Raw genomic sequence first — 17450 nt, forward strand, 5'->3', positions numbered from 1 at the left:
TGATTTGCACACGGACGGAAATCCCGGTTTTGGTAGGGCGGAAAACTGCTCAATGTCCTGCCGCCGGGCCTCTGACGGGCCTTGTGGATATCTTTAGGGATAAATCCCGCAGCCGCAACCGGTTTCTTTAGCTGATCGGGGCACTTGGACAGTCCAAGCCGTTTTCGGTGATGCTGCGAACCTCTTGAATTTCGCCGTTTGTCAATGACGCCAGCCGGACCATCAGGCGGTCTTCGTGCAGAAACGGCCACCAGCAAACCGGAATGCCATCCGGGTCATTGTCATACAAAAAACAGATCTGGCCGTTGGGCGTGGTGATCTGCCCGTAGACGCAGCCCCTCCCTGCTTCCCGCCAGACCGAGGTTCTGTGGTTCAGGAATTCCTCCGTTCCGACCAGATCGCCGCTGCGGATCTCATAGAACATAACGGTTTTGCCGATAACGGAGTCCAGAAAAACCTCGGGCGTGATCAGGGTTTGGGCCGGGGCGAGACCCGGCCATAACGCCAGAATGGCGCCAACAAAGGTTTTACCAATTGTCACGGAACCACCGCACGGCGCGCTTGAACGGGCGCGCGGCATAGGTGTCGACCGGAATTTCGAAATCCCACCATTCGTCCTGCGGATGTGCCGCAAACAGGCTGAGACCCACGGCCGAAGAAAAGCCCGGCCCTGTCGCCGATTGCGGCAGGCCGTGAACGCGCAGCGGACGGCCCAGGCGGACCCTTTGACCCAAAATGCGCGTCGCCAAACCGTCCAGCCCCATGATCTGGCTGCCGCCGCCCGTCAGAACGATCTGCTGGCTGGGCATGTGTTCGAACCCGGCGGCATCCAGCCGCACGCGGACCTCTTCCAGAATTTCCTCGACCCGAGGCCGCATGATACCGATCAGCTCAGCCCGGCTGACGGTCCGGCGATCATGCTCCCAATCGCCGGTATCGCCGCCGATATCGATCAGGTCGCGATCATCGGCCCCGGTGGCATGGACGCCGCCGTTAAAGGTCTTGATCCGCTCGGCCACCGCCGTCGGCACGCCAAGCCCCATCGAGATGTCCTGCGTCACGTGATCGCCGCCCATGCGCACGCAGTCGGCATAGATCATGTGTTTCTTCATGAAGATCGAGACGCTGGTCGTGCCACCGCCCATGTCGATACAGGCGGCACCCAATTCCTGCTCGTCCTCGACCAGCGCCGAGATGCCCGACACATAGGCCGAATTCGCGATCCCCGCCAGTTCCAGATCGCAGCGTTTGATACAGCGCACGATGTTCTGGATCGCAACCGCATCGACGGTCAGCATATGCATATCCACGGCAAGGCTTTGGCCCAGTTGCCCGCGCGGATCGATCAGGCCCGAGCGGTTATCCAGCGCAAAATTCACCGGCTGGGCATGCAGCACCTCGCGCCCTGCCCCGTAATCCGGCACGTCGCAAGCGTTGAGCACTCGGCCCACCTCGGCCTCGGTCACAAGCTGGCCTTCCAGATCAACTTGCGCGTCCAGACCGTAAGAGCGCGGGTTCGCGCCCGAGAAACAGGCGATCACGTGATCGACACGAATGTCGGCCATCTTCTGCGCCGCCTGCAGGGCGGTGCGAATGGCGCGCTCAGTTTCCTGCATCGCGGTGACTTCACCGAACTGCACCCCGCGCGAGCGTGTGGTCGCCGCGCCAATCACACGGAACCCGGTCTGCCCGGCCATCGACCCGATGGTGTTGTCTTCGCTCAGCCGACCGGTCCCGTCAAAGCGCAGCACGAGGCATGCGATCTTGGAACTGCCCACATCCAGAATGGCGATAACGCCCCGTTGCATCGCTTGTCTGCGCATCTGCCGCATGGCGCGCTGGGACTGATAAAGATCGGTCATCATGGTTGCTACTGCCCGTTACTCGCGTTCACTTTTGTATTCCACCAGTCTTCGCTGGCGGCTTTGGTCATTCTTATGGTTGGCCGGTTCCCAAGGCGCATGTCGACCACGGCCACATCACGCTCCAGCAGGTCCTGCACCTCGTTCACCGCCAGTACCCGCTCAAGCGCGCGCACCGGGCGCTCGGTCGGCAACATGATGCGCTGGCCGCGATCCAGCACCAGATCCCAGCGGCGCTCACCCACGCGCACCAAGCCCCGGACACGAGTGCCAAGGCTGCGCGAGGTCTGGAAAATCTCAAGCGCCTCGGCCACATGCGCATCCGCACCTTCGCCCGCAATCAAGGGCAGGCCCGCATGATCCTTGCGCGAGGCCGCCTGATCCACGTGCACACCGGTCTCATCCAACAGCTCAACGCCGTCACGGGTGCGCCAGACGATCACGGGCTGCCGTTCGACCACATCGACCTGAAGGATGCCTCCGGGCCGGATTCGCACGGTCGCGGATTTCACCGGGTCCAGCCCGGTGATCGTGTCGCGCATCTGTTCGACATCCAGATCCCAGGAACTGATCGGGAAATCCAACGGCACCACTTCGCGAATATCGTCGGCCAGACCGGCCCCCGCGCCGTCAATGGCCATCAGGTTGACCATGAATTCCGGGCGCTCCTGAATCGAGGTGCGGATGTCGGCGATATAGGTGCTGACAGCCTCGCGCCGATCTTCCGACGCAAAATACAGACCGATCGCAGCAGCCACCGCGCAAATCGGCAGGCCCAGCTTGACGCCCAGTCGAATGCCCGGTGTCAGCATCCACCGCTGGAACCGATAGCTGAGCCGCGACGGCGCAGGGTCCGCCCGGCGCGCTGTGCGGTTGAACAGCTTTACTCCGCTCAAGCGCAGAACGGGCTGAGTGTCATGGGTTTCCGTATCCGCAGATTCGAAATCGGCATCCGGACCGGCCAGGGCCTTGGTCCGATGAATCACCGGTGCGCGGGTGGCTGTCAGCGGTCGCATGAGGCGTCCTCCACCATCCACACACAAAGCTGGCCGAATGTCATGCCCAGGTGCTGTCCCTGCTCGGGCACCAGCGAAGTCGGCGTCATGCCCGGCTGAGTATTGGTCTCCAGCAGGAACAAGCCGTCGCGCCCCTTGCTGTCGTCCCAGCGGAAATCGGTCCGGCTGACGCCTTTGCAGCCCAGCACATTGTGGGCGCGCAACGCGTAGTCCATGCACAGATCGAATATCTCGGACGGTATCTCGGCAGGCAACACATGCCACGAGCCGCCGGGCTTGTATTTGGCGTCATAGTCATACCAGCCGCCATCGGTCATGATCTCGGTCACGGTCAGGGCGCGGTCGCCCATCACCGTCACGGTCAACTCGCGCCCGGCCACGTATTGCTCGACCATCACCTGATCGGGCATGTCCTCGGACAGCTGCGGCGGTCCGTTCGCGTTTTCATGCACGATGTAGATGCCGACGCTGGACCCTTCGTTGTTGGGCTTGGCCACGTAGGGCGGTGCCATGACATGATCGGCCATCACATCTGACTTGGCGGCAATCACGCTTTCTGCGATGGGCAGCCCGGCCACCCGAAACGCCTCTTTGCTGCGCTGCTTGTCCATCGCCAGGGCCGAGGCCAGCACGCCCGAATGCGTATAGGGAATGCGCATCCATTCCAGCAGGCCCTGCACACAGCCATCCTCACCCCAGCGGCCATGCAGAGCGTTGAATACAACATCCGGTTTGATGTCCAATAGGCGCGCATAGAGGTCAGGACCCGCGTCCAGCTCGACCACTTCAATGCCTTCTCCCACAAGGGCGGCTGCGCATTCGCGCCCGCTGCTGAGTGACACCTCGCGTTCCGCCGAGGGGCCGCCCATCAATACCGCCACTTTGGGGTTTGTCCTGCTCGACAGTCCCACTTTGTGCGCCTCAATGTCCCCGGACCTTATGTCGTGGTCCGTACTGCGTTATGCCTTTGATCCGTCGCCCTAATTTGCCTGTTGTGGTCTGACGGTTGGGGCTTTATTCTGTCAGCGGATCGCCGACCCGCATGATTTCCCACTCTAGCGTGATGCCGCTTGTTTCGTAAACCTTTTTTCGCACCTCTTCGCCCAGCCCTTCGAGGTCGGCAGCGGTGGCGTCACCGGTATTGATCAGGAAATTCGAGTGCTTCGGGCTCATCTGCGCACCGCCCTTGGTGGCCCCGCGCATCCCCGCGTCATCGATCACTTTCCACGCCTTTAGGTCATGGACGTCGTCTTCCCGCCCCGTTGAAGAGAACCCCGCCGGGTTGCGGAAGGTCGATCCGGCGCTGCGATCCTTGGTCGGCTGCGTCTCATCCCGCTTATTCAGTTGCGCTTCCATGCGGGCGTGCAGGTCTTCCGGATTGCCCGATGGGCCTTCGAACGTCGCCGAAACCAGCACCGCGCCTTCGGGCAGATCGGTCTGGCGGTATCGGAAGTTCAGATCCGCTGGGGTCAGGTCCACGACCTCACCCTGCCGCGTGACGATGGTGGCTTTGCGCAGAACATCCGCCGTGTAACTGCCATAGCAGCCCGCGTTCATCCGCACCGCGCCTCCGACAGATCCGGGAATGGTGCGCAGAAACGTCAGGTCAACCCCCGCATCCGCCGCCTTCCGCGCCACATGCGCATCCAAGGCCGCAGCGCCTGCGGTGACGGTGTTACCGTCGATGGAGATACCATTGAAACCGCGCCCCAGCCGGATCACCACGGCACGCAAACCACCATCGCGCACGATCAGGTTAGACCCGACGCCCATCGGAAAAACAGGAGTATCTGCGGGCAGATCGCGCAGAAAGCCCCGCAAGTCTTCCAGATCGGCAGGTTGAAACAGATAGTCCGCCGGCCCTCCGACACGGAGCCATGTCAGGTCGTTGAGGCTGCGATTTTGGGACAGCCTGCCGCGTGTTGATGGAAGAGTGCTCATGGCCGCTAGATCGCGGATTTAGGCGTCCAAGGCAAGACGTATAAGGGATACGTTTCTCAGACCCGCCGACGCAGCCACCGCCCCAGATAAATCACTGGCCACCGAAGCACGGACATCCCCATTCCCAGCACCAGCAAGCCAATCCAGGGGCCATGCTCGAACGTGACATACCCAACGATTGGGATGCCAACCGCGATCAGGATGTAGGCGCGGGTCCAGTGGTTGTCCTTGCTGGGGATCATCGCCAGCACATTGGCGGCCACACCCCAAGCGGCGGCCAGTGCAATCGACCAGCTCATTCCGTGACCTCCCGGCCCGTCCATTTGCGCCAGTAAAAGCGGATGGGATTGCGGAACATCGACACGAACCCGGCAAAGGCCGCAACCGACCAGAACCAGCCGTGATCATAACCCAGCCACAGGATCAGGACCGGCGCGCAGATCAGCAGCAAGATACCCGGAGGGAATTGCAGCCGCATCGGCAACAGCGCCACGATAGTCGCGCAGATCACCCAAAGTGCGGCAAAGATCATCGAATAGTCCATTCGCCCCCTCCACGGGTACGCGGTATCAGTGAATACTCTATCACACTTTCAGGTTGTGCGGCAAATGAGGATGAACGTCAAACTGCTTGTTTTCTTTGCAATCTCTCAGGCAGCCCGTTGGCCCACGCGCTGATCGTACCGGCCCCGAGGCAGACGACCATATCGCCCGGACGAGCCTGTTCCCGCACAAGGCGTTCCAGATCATCCTCGCTTAGGATCGCGCGCGCATGGCGGTGGCCGTGACGGATCAGACCTTCGACCAGATCGTCACGGGACGCACCTTCGATCGGGTCCTCCCCGGCGGCGAATACTTCGGCAATGGCGACGACGTCGGCATCGTTAAAGCAGGTGCAGAAATCGTCGAACAGATTAGACAGGCGCGAGTAGCGATGCGGCTGGTGGACAGCGATCACACGGCCTTCGGTCGCCTGACGCGCGGCTTTCAACACAGCAGCGATTTCGACCGGATGGTGGCCGTAATCGTCGATGATGGTGACTCCATCGACCTCGCCGACCTTGGTGAAGCGACGGTTCACACCGCCGAAATTGGCCAGTGCCTCTCGGATTTCCGCGGCCTTCATGCCCAGATGGCGGGCGACGGCCACCGCAGACAGCGCGTTTGAAACGTTGTGGTCGCCCGGCATCGGCAGGGTGCAGCCCTCGATCACTTTGTCTTCGTATTGCAAGTGGATGTCGAAATGCGCGACGCCGCCCTTGTAGGTCAGGTTCTCGGCCCGCACATCCGCCTGCGCGTTGAAACCATAGGTGCGCACGCGGCGGTCGGTGATGCGACCAACCAGAGCCTGCACCTCGGCATGATCGGTGCAGCAGACAGCCAGACCGTAGAAGGGCAGGTTCGAGACGAACTCATAGAACCCATCGCGCAACGTGTCGAAATCGCCCCAATGCTCCATATGCTCGGGGTCGATATTGGTGACGATGGCGATGGTTGCAGGCAGGCGGTTGAATGAGCCATCGGATTCGTCGGCCTCGACCACCATCCATTCGCCCTGCCCCATTCGCGCGTTCGAGCCATAGGCGTGAATGATGCCGCCATTGATCACGGTGGGGTCGAAATCACCCGCGACCATCAGCTCAGCCATCATCGTGGTCGTGGTGGTTTTGCCATGGGTTCCGGCAATCGCGATATTTGACCGCAAGCGCATCAGTTCGGCCAGCATATCCGCCCGGCGTACAACAGGCAGGCCTTGGGCGCGCGCCTCATCCAGTTCCGGGTTGCCCGGTTTGATCGCGGTCGACGTGACAACCACTGCGGCGTTCTTGAGGTTCTCGGCCTTTTGCCCCACGAAAATCTCAGCCCCCAGCGCGGCCAGACGGTCGGTGATTTTCGACGCCTTCAAATCCGACCCCTGAACCCTGTACCCAAGGTTCAAAAGCACTTCGGCAATGCCCGACATCCCGATCCCGCCGATCCCGACGAAATGGATCGGCCCTACGTCCTGCGGCAGTTTGGTTGCTGGGGTCATGTGGTCTCCTTCTGCGCCAGTTGCTCGACCTGGGCAACCAGACGCTCGGTGGCGTCCGGTGCCCCGACCGACAAGGCGGCGTGGGCCATTTTCTGTGCGGCTTCGGGGTTTGTCAGAACCGTGGTCATTTGCTCGGTCAACGCGGCAACGTCAAGAGCATTTTCAGGGATCATGATCGCCCCGCCCGCCTGTACCAGACCTCGGGCATTGGCGGTCTGGTGATCGCCAGCGGCGGCGGCAAACGGGATCAGAATCGAAGGTCGCCCGATGACCGAGATATCAGCCACGCTGGACGCGCCCGAGCGGCTGATCACCAGTTGCGCGTCCGACATACGGCGGGGCACATCATCAAAGAACGGCTGAACATCGGCGCGGATGCCATGGTCGGCGTAGAAGGCGGTGACGCGGTCGCCATCCTCGTCCCGCGCCTGATGCGAGACGCGGATGTAGGATCGAAGGAATTCGGGCAATGCAGCGATCGCTCCGGGTACGACATCGCTGAGGATGCGCGCGCCCTGCGATCCGCCCATCACCAAAACCGACATCGGGTATTCGCCCGGCGGGATATAGGGGGCAGCCGCACGATCCAGAACGGCGGCGCGTACCGGATTGCCGGTGTGAATACCATGCGCGCCCTCCGGCAAGTCGGTCGGCCATACGCCGCAGGCCACCTGCGCAACGCGAGTGGCAAACAGTTGGTTCACACGTCCAAGAACGCCGTTCTGTTCGTGGATCATGCGCGGGATTTTCAGCAGTGTCGCCGCACCCAGTGCCGGGATCGAGGGATACCCCCCGAAGCCCACGACCACTTCCGGTTTGTCGCGCATCATCTGAAAGGCCATGCTGGCGACGCCGCCAGCAATCTTTGGCCCGACCAGCGCCTTGGCAGCGAGACCCCCACGCGCGAAAGTGGCCGAGGATGCCTCGACAATCTCAACGCCTTCGGGGAAGGCACCGGTATAGCGCGTGCCGCGCGGATCGGTGGACAGGCGCACGCGCCAGCCCTTGTGCAGCATCACCTCGGCCAGCGCTTGCGCCGGGAACATGTGGCCCCCGGTGCCGCCCGCCGCAATCAGAAGGTAGGGTTTGCTCATCAACCTCTTCCGCGCAGAATATCGCCAAGCTCGCCCTGTGGGCGGGTGCGGGTGAAGGCCAGCAACATGCCGATGGCGATGCCGCCCGCGATCAGGGACGAACCACCATAGCTGACAAAGGGCAGCGTCATGCCTTTGGCAGGCAGCAGGCGCACCGCAACACCCATATTGATCATCGCCTGAACGCCGAACATGCAGGCCAGACCGGTGCCCGCCAGTCGGATGAACATGTCCCGTTCGCGCATCAGTCGCAGAAGCGAGCGTACAACGATCAGCGAATAGAGTGCGATGATGATCAGCACCAGGATTAGGCCGTATTCCTCGGCCGCCACAGCGATGATGAAATCCGTATGCGCATCGGGCAGAGACCACTTCACCTGCCCCTCACCCACGCCAACACCAAACAGACCGCCTTCACGGATGGCGTTGGTGGCATAGCCAAGCTGGGTGGTCGGATCGACCTCTTGATTCAGAAACCCGTCAATCCGGCGCGCAAAGTGGTCCGAGTTGGAATAGGCGAACATGCCGCCCAGCACGACCACGCCCGCCATGCCAACCAGCAGCAGCATGGGTGCCCCGGCCACGAAATACATCACGCCCCAGCCGAACAGGATCAGACACGCCTGCCCGAAATCGGGCTGCATCACCAGCATCCCGACAATCGCCATGCACAGCGCAAAAGACCACAACCGCCCCGGAGGGCCGTTGATCTGCTGCGAGGCCGCCAGCAACCACGCGGCCACAACCACAAATCCGGGCTTCAGAAATTCAGACGGCTGCAACGAAGCAAAGCCCAGCGAATACCACCGCACCGCCCCTTTGCCAAAATCGGTGCCAAAGATCGGCAGGAAGGCCAGCGCGACGAACGCCCCCAGAAAGCCCAGAACCGCCAGACGGCGCACAAGGGTCGGAGACATCATCGACGTCAGCAGCATCGCAATCAGCGCCAGCCCGCCGAACAACACCTGCCGTTCGACATAGTGAAACGGATCAAACCCGTTGCGCCCGGCCAGCGGCGGCGATGAGGCCAACCCCAGCAACAGCCCGATGACAAACAGGATCAGAACGCAGGACATCGTCCAGCGATCAATCGTACGCCACCACTTTGGTAGAATCGGTTCCCCGCGCTGGTCCTGGACCGCGCCATACACCATCTCAGTCATGAGATACCGCCACTTACTGCCTCACTCGTGTCCCGTTTTCGGGATCTGGGTGAGAGTCTACAGGGATTTTGGAGATTGGGCTAGGGAAATGAGGGCTAGTGGCTGAAATAGAAGCGCTGTTGATCTCAAACGAGCGAAACACGGGTTAACACGCAAATCGCTACTACGAAAAAGAGGAACACGATCGACTTCAGCGACCAAATAGAGCAATGATTACCCGAGAGCGGGAGCCACTAGCATCCTATGTCCACACGATAAACCACCCGATCCCCCCAATAGGTGACTTGGGTCCGGTTTGAAATCAAGAGTTCGAACCAGGTGGATGACTCCAACATGATCTCAGGTGTTTCCCAAGCGAAGCCTGAAAGTCGATAGCCGGAACTGTTTTCCTCTTTCACCTCGATCGGCCATCGTTCAGTAGTCTGCCCGTAGCTCACTTGGACCCATTCGGGTTCGGAACGAAGAAGATAAAGACGATACGAGCCTCCCGGAAAGCTGAGCGTCCAATCCGAAACATTTAGATTCAGCACCTGTGTCTCTGGAATACGATTCCATTTATTCATTTAGCGACAAGACTCAGTTAACCGCTTTATCGCCAGCTTCATGCGCAGACATCGATTTTGTCAATGGATACAAAATCTGACGATACAAAACGACGTTTCTTACAAACCGACCAAGGCACCAGTACTGGTGGCACCGCAACTATTGCCATTTGTCGGAAACCCAGCCATCCCCCATCCATGACCTACGACACGATCATCCTCGGGGCCGGTGCTGCCGGTATGATGTGCGCGACCCATTGCGGCGGGCGCGTAATGGTGATCGACCATGCAAAAGCCCCCGGCGAGAAAATCCGCATTTCGGGCGGCGGGCGCTGCAATTTCACCAACATCTATGCGGGACCAGCAAATTTCCTGTCCCAGAACCCGCATTTCTGCAAATCCGCCCTGGCGCGCTATTCTCAGTGGGATTTCGTCGATCTTGTCGGACGCCACAATATCGCGTGGCACGAGAAAACGCTGGGGCAGCTATTCTGCGACGGGTCCTCGAAACAGATCATCCAGATGCTGCTGACCGAGATGGAGCGTGCCGGGGCCGAACTGTGGGTGCGAACTGAACTCAGGGACCTGCGCAGGACCGAGGCCGGGTTTGCGCTTGAGGTCGACCGCGAAGGTCAGCGCCTCAGCCTTACTTGCAGCAACCTCGTGCTGGCCACAGGCGGTAAATCGATCCCCAAGATGGGGGCGACCGGGCTGGCCTATGACATCGCGCAGCAATTCGGGCTGCGGATCACCGAAACACGTGCCGCTTTGGTCCCGTTCACCTTCTCGGACGGGAAATTCAAAGACCTCTCGGGCGTCTCGCTGCCAGCACGCTTGTCAAACAACCGTACTAGCTTTGACGAGGCGCTGCTGTTCACTCATCGCGGCCTCAGCGGTCCGTCGGTGCTGCAACTGTCGTCCTATTGGCGCGAGGGTGAGGTGATCCGCGTCAACCTGATCCCCGATCTGCCTCTGTTCGACCTGCTGCGCGATCAACGCCAAAGCGGCGGGCGCAAGGCACTGACCACAGAATTGGCCCGCCACCTGCCCGCGCGGCTGGTGGACTACCTCAGCCAGCATATCCCGATGCAGGGCAATCTGGCCGACCAGTCCGACGCGGCGCTCAAAGACCTGATCGCCGCCCTGTCCGATTGGCATCTGACCCCTTCGGGCACTGAAGGCTATCGCACCGCCGAGGTCACTCTGGGCGGGATCGACACAGACGACCTGTCGTCAAAAACGATGGAGGCCAGGGAGATCCCCGGCCTCTATGCGATTGGTGAAGCGGTGGATGTCACCGGCTGGCTGGGCGGATACAACTTTCAATGGGCGTGGTCCTCGGGGCATGCCGCCGGAACCGCCATTGCAAGCCGTCAGCATCCTTAGCCGACGACGTTATACCCGCGCCCGCGCATGCAGTTGCGCACGATGACTTCCTGGTTCTGGTTGTTCTGCAACGCGCTTGCGCCCGCGCCCAGCAACGCCCCTGCGACAGCCGTACGGCCAAGGTCGCTGGCGCTGTCATCAATGATCGCCTTCGCACCCGCCGCACCCGCTGCACCAATTGCCGCCGCACCTGCCGTTCGGCCATCAACAGTTGGCTGCGTCCGGGCCAGAGCCTGACACTGCGCCAGATCCGCATTGTAATTCGGGCCAATATTGCCGTCGATGATTGGCGTATAGTTGGCACCCGAGCTTGCACAGGCCCCAATCAGCAGCACCGCTGGCAAGGCCATCAATTTCTTTCGGTTGGACATATCCGTAACCTCGTTTTCTAACGTCCCGCCAAGGCAAGACCAAATCCGGTGGGGCGTCAAGCCGATAGCGACCCAGAGCAGATGAACCGGCGGTCGATTGCAACCGCGTTATTCATTCAGTCTTTGCCGCACATTGTCGGCAAAATCCTCACCGCGTTGTTCGAAGTTATCATATTGGTCGAAACTTGCAGCAGCGGGCGCAAGTAACACGGTGTCGCCCGTTTCGGCATCCGCCATCGCCTGCTCGACCGCTGCGGCCATGGTTGTGCACACCTGCGCGTCCACGTTCAGTTGCATGGCGAAACCTGCCGCCTCGCGCCCGATGACATAAGCCTTCAGCACATCGCTTGCAGCATCGTTCAGCGCGTCCAGCCCGCCCTCTTTCTTCAACCCGCCGCAGATCCAGCGAATCCGCTTGAACGCGCCCAGCGCCTTCACCGCGCTGTCAACATTGGTGGCCTTGGAATCGTTCACATAAGTCACGCCCCCGGCTTCGGCGATGATCTGGCTGCGATGGGGCAGGCCCGGATAGCTGTGCAGAGCGTCCTCGATCACCCGAGGCGCCAACCCCAGCGAACGGCAGGCCGCATAGGCCGCGCAGGCGTTCTGGTGGTTATGGGTCCCCGGCAGGCCCTTGATCGCCCGCAGATCGATCGAACCCGCCTGCCGCCCCTTGCGGTATTCCGACAAGAACCCCTTGCGGGCAAAGACCTGCCAGCCCGGACCGGTCAGCTTGCGCTCGACTGATATGCGGATCACCCGATCATCTGCTGGCCCCTCGGCCATCTGCCCAGCCAGAAACGCGCCCTCGGCCTCATCCACGCCAATGACTGCGCGATCCGGCCCGCCTTCGGCAAACAACCGTCTTTTGGCAGCAAAATAGCCCCCCATACCACCGTGACGGTCCAGATGATCCGGCGAAAGGTTAGTAAATACTGCCACATCCGGCGTCAGAGAGCGGGCGAGTTCCGTCTGATAGCTGCTAAGCTCCAGCACCACGACCGAGCCATCGCCCCCCGGATCAATATCCAGCACCCCGCGCCCGATATTTCCGGCCAATTGCGCATCGCGCCCAGCCTCGGTCAGAATGTGATGGATCAGCGCCGCCGTGGTCGATTTTCCGTTCGACCCGGTCACCGCGATTACGCGCGGCGGGGTGTCATAATTGTTCCATTCCGACCCGGCGAAGGACCGGAAGAACAGCCCGATATCATTATCAACCGGAACGCCCGCGTCCAAAGCCGCCGCGACAACCGGATTGGGCGACGGATACAAATGCGGAATGCCCGGAGACACGATCAACGCCGCAATCTGATCAAACGCCCCGTTCCGAAGCAGATCGGTGCAAACGAACCCCTCGGCCTGAGCCCTCTCCCGCGCATCCGGATTGTCATCCCAACACACCGGCTGTGCCCCCCCTGCACGCAACGCCCGCGCGGCGGCCAGCCCAGACCGCCCCAGCCCCAGAACCGCAACTTTCTGTCCTGAAAACCCTTTGACCGGGATCATGTCCTTTGCCCTTCGTCTAGCTTTGCCTCAAACCAATCCGCGCGTTCAGCAATCGGTGCTTTCGGAACAAGCAGAGTTTGAAACCCGAGTTTCGGTAAGCGGTCGCACAAAGCCTCATACTCCGCAAGTGCGTCGGACAAATCGTGCCTTCGTTGTTCATCTTTTTCATAGATTTCAGGCCATGGTGGGAACAGAAATACGCGGCGATCATAGCCGAGGTGCAATATCCTGTTCCGTAAAGCGCTTTCCAGATTGGCACCGGTTCGGTCGAACCAGATTAGAGCATCCAACGCTGAACGGTCGAACAAGACCAGGCCATCCGGCGCCTCGGCCATATCATCGAAAGCGGTTTGGATCACCTTTCGACAAAAGGCTTCCGGGTTGGCCCATGGCACGGCACCCCCGCTTTCCCTTTGCTCGTTCATCACAACGCGGCGACCCGGTTCCTCAACCGTCGCATAGCCGCGCCGGGCCATTTCGTTAAGAAGTGTGGACTTACCACCGCCCGAACACCCGGACAGTACAATCCGGCGATCGCTCACCGAACCTTCAACGTCGCCAACCCAATCATCGCCAGGATCAGCGAGATGATCCAGAACCGGATCACGATGGTCGGCTCAGCCCAGCCCTTTTTCTCATAGTGGTGATGGATCGGGGCCATCAGGAAGACGCGTTTGCCGGTGCGTTTGAAGTAGAGGACCTGGATGATCACGCTCAGCGCTTCGACCACGAACAAGCCTCCGACCACGGCCAGAACCAGCTCGTGTTTCGTGGCCACGGCGATGGCACCCAGCGCGCCGCCCAGCGCCAGTGATCCGGTGTCGCCCATGAACACAGCCGCAGGCGGCGCGTTGTACCACAGGAAGCCAAGCCCCGCGCCGAAGAGGGCCGAGGTGAAGATGAAGATCTCACCGGTGCCGGGCACGTAGTGCACGTCCAAATACTCGGTAAAGTCGACCCGGCCCACGGCGTAGGCGATGATCCCCAGGGTCGAGGCCGCGATCATCGCGGGCATGATGGCCAGACCATCCAGACCATCGGTCAGGTTCACCGCATTTGCGGCCCCCACGATAACGACAATAGCGAACGGGATATAGAAGATGCCCAGATTGACCAGAGTGTCCTTGAACACCGGCACGGCCAGCTGGTTTTGCAGGATTTCAGGATGATGCAGAGTGGCCCAGAGCGAGGCCAGAACGGCGATGATTACGCCCAGGGCAAGCCGCATCCGGCCCGAAACGCCCTTGGTATTCTGCTTTGAAACCTTCGCGTAATCGTCGGCGAAGCCGATGGCCGCATAGGCCAGTGTCACGAACAGCACCATCCAGACATAGGGATTGTCCCACCGCGCCCAGACAAGCGTCGATGTCACCAGCGCGCCGACGATCAGCAACCCGCCCATGGTCGGTGTTCCGGCCTTGGAAAAATGCGCCTCTGGCCCGTCATCGCGGATCGGCTGGCCTTTGCCCTGCTTCCTGCGCAGCACGTTGATCAGCGGCTTGCCGAAGATGAAGCCAAAGATCAGCGCGGTCATAAAGGCGCCGCCAGCGCGGAAGGTGATGTAACGGAAGAGGTTCCAGAAATCCCCTCCGTCCGACAAGGCGGTCAACCAATACAGCATTACAAAACCCTTCTCACACGAGGCTTATGGGTGCGTTCACCCGTTAAGCGCGCCCCCTTGCCCCATTTTGCGCAGACCGTCAACAATCCGCGCCAGAGCCATGCTCAGCGAGCCCTTGGCCAGCACAGTATCGCCGGTTTTGATCAGATCAGGCAGGTGCACGGCCATCTCGGCGCTGGTTTCAAACCACAGTCCGCGCTTGTTGGCTGGCAGGGCCTGATGCAAAGCCTGCATAAGCGGACCGATGCAATGCACTTGGTCCACACGCGCCATCGCATCGACCTGTGCCATGGCCGCGTGCATGGCCTGTTCCTGCGGCCCCAGTTCTTTCATGTCGCCCAGAAAGGCGATGCGGCGCGCGCCTTGCGACGCGGCCAGCACATCCAAGGCGGCCTCCATCGAGGTCGGGTTGGCGTTGTAGCTGTCGTCCAGCAGTTCGATCTGTCCGCCAGCGGCCAGCAGCAAGGTCTCGCGCACGCCGCGCCCCTTGACCGGGGACCATTGCCGCAAACCGGTGATGGCCTGATCCAGATCAACACCCAGTTCGACACAGGCGGCCAGAGCGCCCAATGCGTTCATCGCAAAATGCGTACCGGCGGATTGGACGTCGAAGGTGAACTGCGTGTCACCGACCGAGGCTTTCGCCTGAACCGAATCCGGCCCGGCAGTCACATCCGTCAGTTTGTAATCTGCAGCCTTGCGGCCAAATTCAACGATCCCTGCACCGTGATCTTGCGCCGTGTGACGCAGAATTTCGGCATGGTCGATATCGGCATTCACGATGGCTGCGCCGCCGGGTTCCAGCCCCTCGAAAATAGCTGCCTTTTCGTGGGCAATGCCTGCAACCGACTCAAACGCCTCAAGATGAACCGCGGCCACGGTTGTCACCAGCGCCACATGCGAGCGGGCCTGGCGGGCCAGCGGAGCAATCTCGCCGGGGTGGTTCATGCCGATCTCGATCACCGCAAACTCGGTGTCCTGCGGCATCCGTGCCAGTGTCAGCGGCACGCCCCAATGATTGTTGTAGCTGGCGACGCTGGCATGGGTTTTGCCCTGAGTTTCAAGAATGGTTGCCAGCATTTCCTTGGTCGAAGTTTTGCCGACGCTACCTGTCACCCCGACCACGCGCGCTTGTGTCCGCGCGCGCGCGGCCTGCCCGAGCGCCTCGAGCCCGGCTTGCACATCTTTGACGATCAACAGCGGCGCATCCTCGGACACACCCTCGGGGATATGGGAAACCAGCGCCGCCCCTGCACCTTTCTCAAGCGCCTGAGCCACGAAATCATGCCCGTCACGTGCAGCCTTCAGCGCAACAAACAGATCGCCCGGCTGCAACGTTCTTGTGTCAATCGACACGCCATTTGCCTGCCAATCCGTGGTTGCCCGCCCGCCGGTGGCCTCGGCAGCCTCTGCCGCTGTCCAGAGTGTCATGCGACCCTCCCGTCGAGAGCGGCCACGGAAATGCTCGCCTGCTCGACATCGTCGAAGGGCAGAACCTGATCGCCGACGATCTGGCCGGTTTCATGCCCCTTGCCGGCGATCAGCAACGCGTCGCCCGGCTGCAAGGCGTCGATACCGCGAAGGATGGCCTCGGCCCGGTCGCCTACCTCGGTCGCACCCGGTGCGCCGTCCATGACAGCGGCGCGGATGGTGGCCGGATCTTCGCTACGCGGGTTGTCATCGGTGACGAATACGGTATCCGCATGGTTCGTTGCTGCCTTGCCCATCAGCGGACGTTTGGTGGCATCGCGATCTCCACCTGCGCCAACAATGGCGATCAGACGGCCCATCACGTGCGGGCGTAGCGCCTTTAACGCCGTGGCAACGGCGTCAGGCGTATGGGCATAGTCCACAAACACCGCCGCGCCGTTGTCACGGGTGGCCGCCAGTTGCATGCGCCCCCGAACCGTTGTCAGGTGCGGCAGGGTTTCGAACACCCGCTCGGGCTCATCCCCGGCGGCGATGACCAATCCACAGGCGAGCAGGATGTTTTCGGCCTGAAACCCTCCGATCAGGTTCAGGCGGGTCTGGAAGGTCTTGCCTTGCCAGGAAAACCGCAAATCCTGCCCGGTCGAGTCAAAGCGTTGGTTCATTAGGCAAAGATCGGCCTCGCCCAATCCGACTGTCAGCACCGACTGCCCCCGCGCCTCGGCAATCTTGCGCACGCGGGCTCCCTTTGGGTCGCTGAGGTTGATCACTGCGGTCCCATCATGAGGCAGAACCCGGTCAAACAGCCCCATCTTGGCTGCAAAATAGGCCTCGAATGTTTCGTGGTAGTCCAGATGATCCTGCGTGAAGTTCGAAAATCCGGCGGCGGTTAGCTGAACGCCATCCAGCCTGCGCTGCTCTAGCCCATGCGAAGACGCCTCCATCGCTGCATGGGTCACGCCGTTCTCGGCAGCCTCGGACAGACAGCGATGCAGGGTGATCGGTTCGGGCGTGGTGTGGGCCAGCGGAGCGGTCCAGGCACCCTCGACCCCGGTAGTGCCCAGATTGACGGCGGCATGGCCAAGCTCGGTCCAGATCTGGCGCACGAAGCTGGCAACCGAAGTTTTACCGTTGGTGCCAGTAACCGCCACAATGGTCTGCGGCTGCTGTCCAAACCACAGCGCCGCTGATCCGGCCAGCGCCTGACGCGGGTCTTCGACCACGATCAGGGCGACATCCGACGCGGTCAGTTCGGTTGCCGCGATCCGTGCGCCTTCGGCGTCGGTCAGAACGGCAGCGGCCCCCATGCGCAGGGCAAATTGGATGAACTCGCCCCCGTGGACGCGTGTACCGGGAAGGGCCGCAAACAGATAGCCGTCTTTGACCTCGCGACTGTCAGCCGCCAGCCCGGTGATATCCGGATTTGCGCCACCGCGCGCGGTCAGGGCCAGTTGGCTGAGTTTCTTTGTTCTTGCGCCCATGACCC

General features: G+C 61.3%; 18 protein-coding genes. 1 reads left to right on the plus strand and 17 read right to left on the minus strand.

Going from position 1 to position 17450, the window contains the following annotated elements; all coding sequences use genetic code 11:
- Positions 1-127: 127 nt before the first annotated feature.
- From ACR0LW_RS17605 to ACR0LW_RS17655, 11 genes are all read right to left on the minus strand, one after another.
- Complete coding sequence (locus ACR0LW_RS17605) at positions 128-541, minus strand: hypothetical protein (RefSeq protein WP_480582281.1); 414 nt, start codon at positions 539-541, stop codon at positions 128-130.
- Complete coding sequence (ftsA, locus tag ACR0LW_RS17610; protein WP_170452079.1) at positions 528-1862, minus strand: cell division protein FtsA; 1335 nt, start codon at positions 1860-1862, stop codon at positions 528-530. The genes ACR0LW_RS17605 and ftsA overlap by 14 nt, the downstream gene beginning before the upstream one ends.
- An 8-nt stretch (positions 1863-1870) precedes the next feature.
- Positions 1871-2878: a cell division protein FtsQ/DivIB gene (locus tag ACR0LW_RS17615; RefSeq protein ID WP_170523382.1), complete on the minus strand. Its 1008-nt coding sequence runs from the start codon at positions 2876-2878 to the stop codon at positions 1871-1873.
- Positions 2866-3789: a D-alanine--D-alanine ligase gene (locus ACR0LW_RS17620; protein ID WP_480582283.1), complete on the minus strand. Its 924-nt coding sequence runs from the start codon at positions 3787-3789 to the stop codon at positions 2866-2868. Before ACR0LW_RS17620 ends, ACR0LW_RS17615 begins: the two co-directional genes overlap by 13 nt.
- Before the next feature lie 103 nt (positions 3790-3892).
- Positions 3893-4819: a UDP-N-acetylmuramate dehydrogenase gene (gene murB / locus ACR0LW_RS17625; protein WP_480883630.1), complete on the minus strand. Its 927-nt coding sequence runs from the start codon at positions 4817-4819 to the stop codon at positions 3893-3895.
- A gap of 56 nt (positions 4820-4875) precedes the next feature.
- Entirely contained in the window at positions 4876-5118 is a 243-nt protein-coding gene (locus tag ACR0LW_RS17630) for a DUF2484 family protein (protein ID WP_170452087.1), read from the minus strand.
- Entirely contained in the window at positions 5115-5363 is a 249-nt protein-coding gene (locus ACR0LW_RS17635; protein WP_170452089.1) for a DUF2484 family protein, read from the minus strand. Before ACR0LW_RS17635 ends, ACR0LW_RS17630 begins: the two co-directional genes overlap by 4 nt.
- A 77-nt stretch (positions 5364-5440) precedes the next feature.
- Positions 5441-6850 carry a UDP-N-acetylmuramate--L-alanine ligase gene (murC, locus tag ACR0LW_RS17640; RefSeq protein WP_480883632.1) on the minus strand — a complete coding sequence of 470 codons (1410 nt, stop codon included), beginning with the start codon at positions 6848-6850 and terminating at the stop codon, positions 5441-5443.
- Complete coding sequence (locus tag ACR0LW_RS17645; protein ID WP_480883634.1) at positions 6847-7944, minus strand: UDP-N-acetylglucosamine--N-acetylmuramyl-(pentapeptide) pyrophosphoryl-undecaprenol N-acetylglucosamine transferase; 1098 nt, start codon at positions 7942-7944, stop codon at positions 6847-6849. The genes murC and ACR0LW_RS17645 overlap by 4 nt, the downstream gene beginning before the upstream one ends.
- Positions 7944-9107: a putative lipid II flippase FtsW gene (gene ftsW / locus ACR0LW_RS17650; protein ID WP_170452095.1), complete on the minus strand. Its 1164-nt coding sequence runs from the start codon at positions 9105-9107 to the stop codon at positions 7944-7946. Before ftsW ends, ACR0LW_RS17645 begins: the two co-directional genes overlap by 1 nt.
- Positions 9108-9340: 233 nt before the next feature.
- A complete protein-coding gene (locus ACR0LW_RS17655; protein WP_170734326.1) occupies positions 9341-9670 on the minus strand; it encodes a hypothetical protein in 330 nt (109 codons plus the stop codon).
- A gap of 177 nt (positions 9671-9847) precedes the next feature.
- On the opposite strand from ACR0LW_RS17655, the gene ACR0LW_RS17660 reads away from it, so the two are divergent.
- Positions 9848-11035 (plus strand): BaiN/RdsA family NAD(P)/FAD-dependent oxidoreductase, encoded by a 1188-nt coding sequence (locus ACR0LW_RS17660; RefSeq protein WP_480883637.1) that lies wholly within the window; start codon positions 9848-9850, stop codon positions 11033-11035.
- Here ACR0LW_RS17660 and ACR0LW_RS17665 read toward each other — a convergent pair.
- The 6 genes from ACR0LW_RS17665 to ACR0LW_RS17690 all read right to left on the minus strand — a co-directional run bounded on the left by ACR0LW_RS17665 (position 11032) and on the right by ACR0LW_RS17690 (position 17445).
- Positions 11032-11406, minus strand: a complete 375-nt coding sequence (locus tag ACR0LW_RS17665) for a glycine zipper family protein (protein ID WP_170452101.1) — start codon at positions 11404-11406, stop codon at positions 11032-11034. The two genes, ACR0LW_RS17660 and ACR0LW_RS17665, sit on opposite strands and share 4 nt — an antisense overlap.
- Positions 11407-11514: 108 nt before the next feature.
- Positions 11515-12915: a UDP-N-acetylmuramoyl-L-alanine--D-glutamate ligase gene (gene murD / locus ACR0LW_RS17670; RefSeq protein WP_480883639.1), complete on the minus strand. Its 1401-nt coding sequence runs from the start codon at positions 12913-12915 to the stop codon at positions 11515-11517.
- Positions 12912-13457 (minus strand): AAA family ATPase, encoded by a 546-nt coding sequence (locus ACR0LW_RS17675; RefSeq protein ID WP_480883641.1) that lies wholly within the window; start codon positions 13455-13457, stop codon positions 12912-12914. Before ACR0LW_RS17675 ends, murD begins: the two co-directional genes overlap by 4 nt.
- Positions 13454-14536 carry a phospho-N-acetylmuramoyl-pentapeptide-transferase gene (mraY, locus tag ACR0LW_RS17680; protein WP_170452107.1) on the minus strand — a complete coding sequence of 361 codons (1083 nt, stop codon included), beginning with the start codon at positions 14534-14536 and terminating at the stop codon, positions 13454-13456. The genes ACR0LW_RS17675 and mraY overlap by 4 nt, the downstream gene beginning before the upstream one ends.
- A 36-nt stretch (positions 14537-14572) precedes the next feature.
- Complete coding sequence (locus ACR0LW_RS17685; RefSeq protein WP_480883643.1) at positions 14573-15967, minus strand: UDP-N-acetylmuramoyl-tripeptide--D-alanyl-D-alanine ligase; 1395 nt, start codon at positions 15965-15967, stop codon at positions 14573-14575.
- Positions 15964-17445 (minus strand): UDP-N-acetylmuramoyl-L-alanyl-D-glutamate--2,6-diaminopimelate ligase, encoded by a 1482-nt coding sequence (locus tag ACR0LW_RS17690; protein WP_480883645.1) that lies wholly within the window; start codon positions 17443-17445, stop codon positions 15964-15966. The genes ACR0LW_RS17685 and ACR0LW_RS17690 overlap by 4 nt, the downstream gene beginning before the upstream one ends.
- Positions 17446-17450 lie beyond the last annotated feature (5 nt).

Source organism: Ruegeria sp. N4 (genome assembly GCF_056531425.1).

What these genes read in the sequence shown, in the direction of transcription:
- ACR0LW_RS17645 (WP_480883634.1), bottom strand. Translation starts at nt 7,944, where the DNA reads ATGAGCAAACCCTACCTTCTGATTGCGGCGGGCGGCACCGGGGGCCAC.
- ACR0LW_RS17615 (WP_170523382.1), bottom strand. Translation starts at nt 2,878, where the DNA reads ATGCGACCGCTGACAGCCACCCGCGCACCGGTGATTCATCGGACCAAG.
- ACR0LW_RS17665 (WP_170452101.1), bottom strand. Translation starts at nt 11,406, where the DNA reads ATGTCCAACCGAAAGAAATTGATGGCCTTGCCAGCGGTGCTGCTGATT.
- murC (WP_480883632.1), bottom strand. Translation starts at nt 6,850, where the DNA reads ATGACCCCAGCAACCAAACTGCCGCAGGACGTAGGGCCGATCCATTTC.
- ftsA (WP_170452079.1), bottom strand. Translation starts at nt 1,862, where the DNA reads ATGACCGATCTTTATCAGTCCCAGCGCGCCATGCGGCAGATGCGCAGA.
- ACR0LW_RS17655 (WP_170734326.1), bottom strand. Translation starts at nt 9,670, where the DNA reads ATGAATAAATGGAATCGTATTCCAGAGACACAGGTGCTGAATCTAAAT.
- ACR0LW_RS17660 (WP_480883637.1), top strand. Translation starts at nt 9,848, where the DNA reads ATGACCTACGACACGATCATCCTCGGGGCCGGTGCTGCCGGTATGATG.
- ACR0LW_RS17690 (WP_480883645.1), bottom strand. Translation starts at nt 17,445, where the DNA reads ATGGGCGCAAGAACAAAGAAACTCAGCCAACTGGCCCTGACCGCGCGC.
- murD (WP_480883639.1), bottom strand. Translation starts at nt 12,915, where the DNA reads ATGATCCCGGTCAAAGGGTTTTCAGGACAGAAAGTTGCGGTTCTGGGG.
- mraY (WP_170452107.1), bottom strand. Translation starts at nt 14,536, where the DNA reads ATGCTGTATTGGTTGACCGCCTTGTCGGACGGAGGGGATTTCTGGAAC.
- ACR0LW_RS17685 (WP_480883643.1), bottom strand. Translation starts at nt 15,967, where the DNA reads ATGACACTCTGGACAGCGGCAGAGGCTGCCGAGGCCACCGGCGGGCGG.
- ACR0LW_RS17630 (WP_170452087.1), bottom strand. Translation starts at nt 5,118, where the DNA reads ATGAGCTGGTCGATTGCACTGGCCGCCGCTTGGGGTGTGGCCGCCAAT.
- ftsW (WP_170452095.1), bottom strand. Translation starts at nt 9,107, where the DNA reads ATGACTGAGATGGTGTATGGCGCGGTCCAGGACCAGCGCGGGGAACCG.
- murB (WP_480883630.1), bottom strand. Translation starts at nt 4,819, where the DNA reads ATGAGCACTCTTCCATCAACACGCGGCAGGCTGTCCCAAAATCGCAGC.
- ACR0LW_RS17635 (WP_170452089.1), bottom strand. Translation starts at nt 5,363, where the DNA reads ATGGACTATTCGATGATCTTTGCCGCACTTTGGGTGATCTGCGCGACT.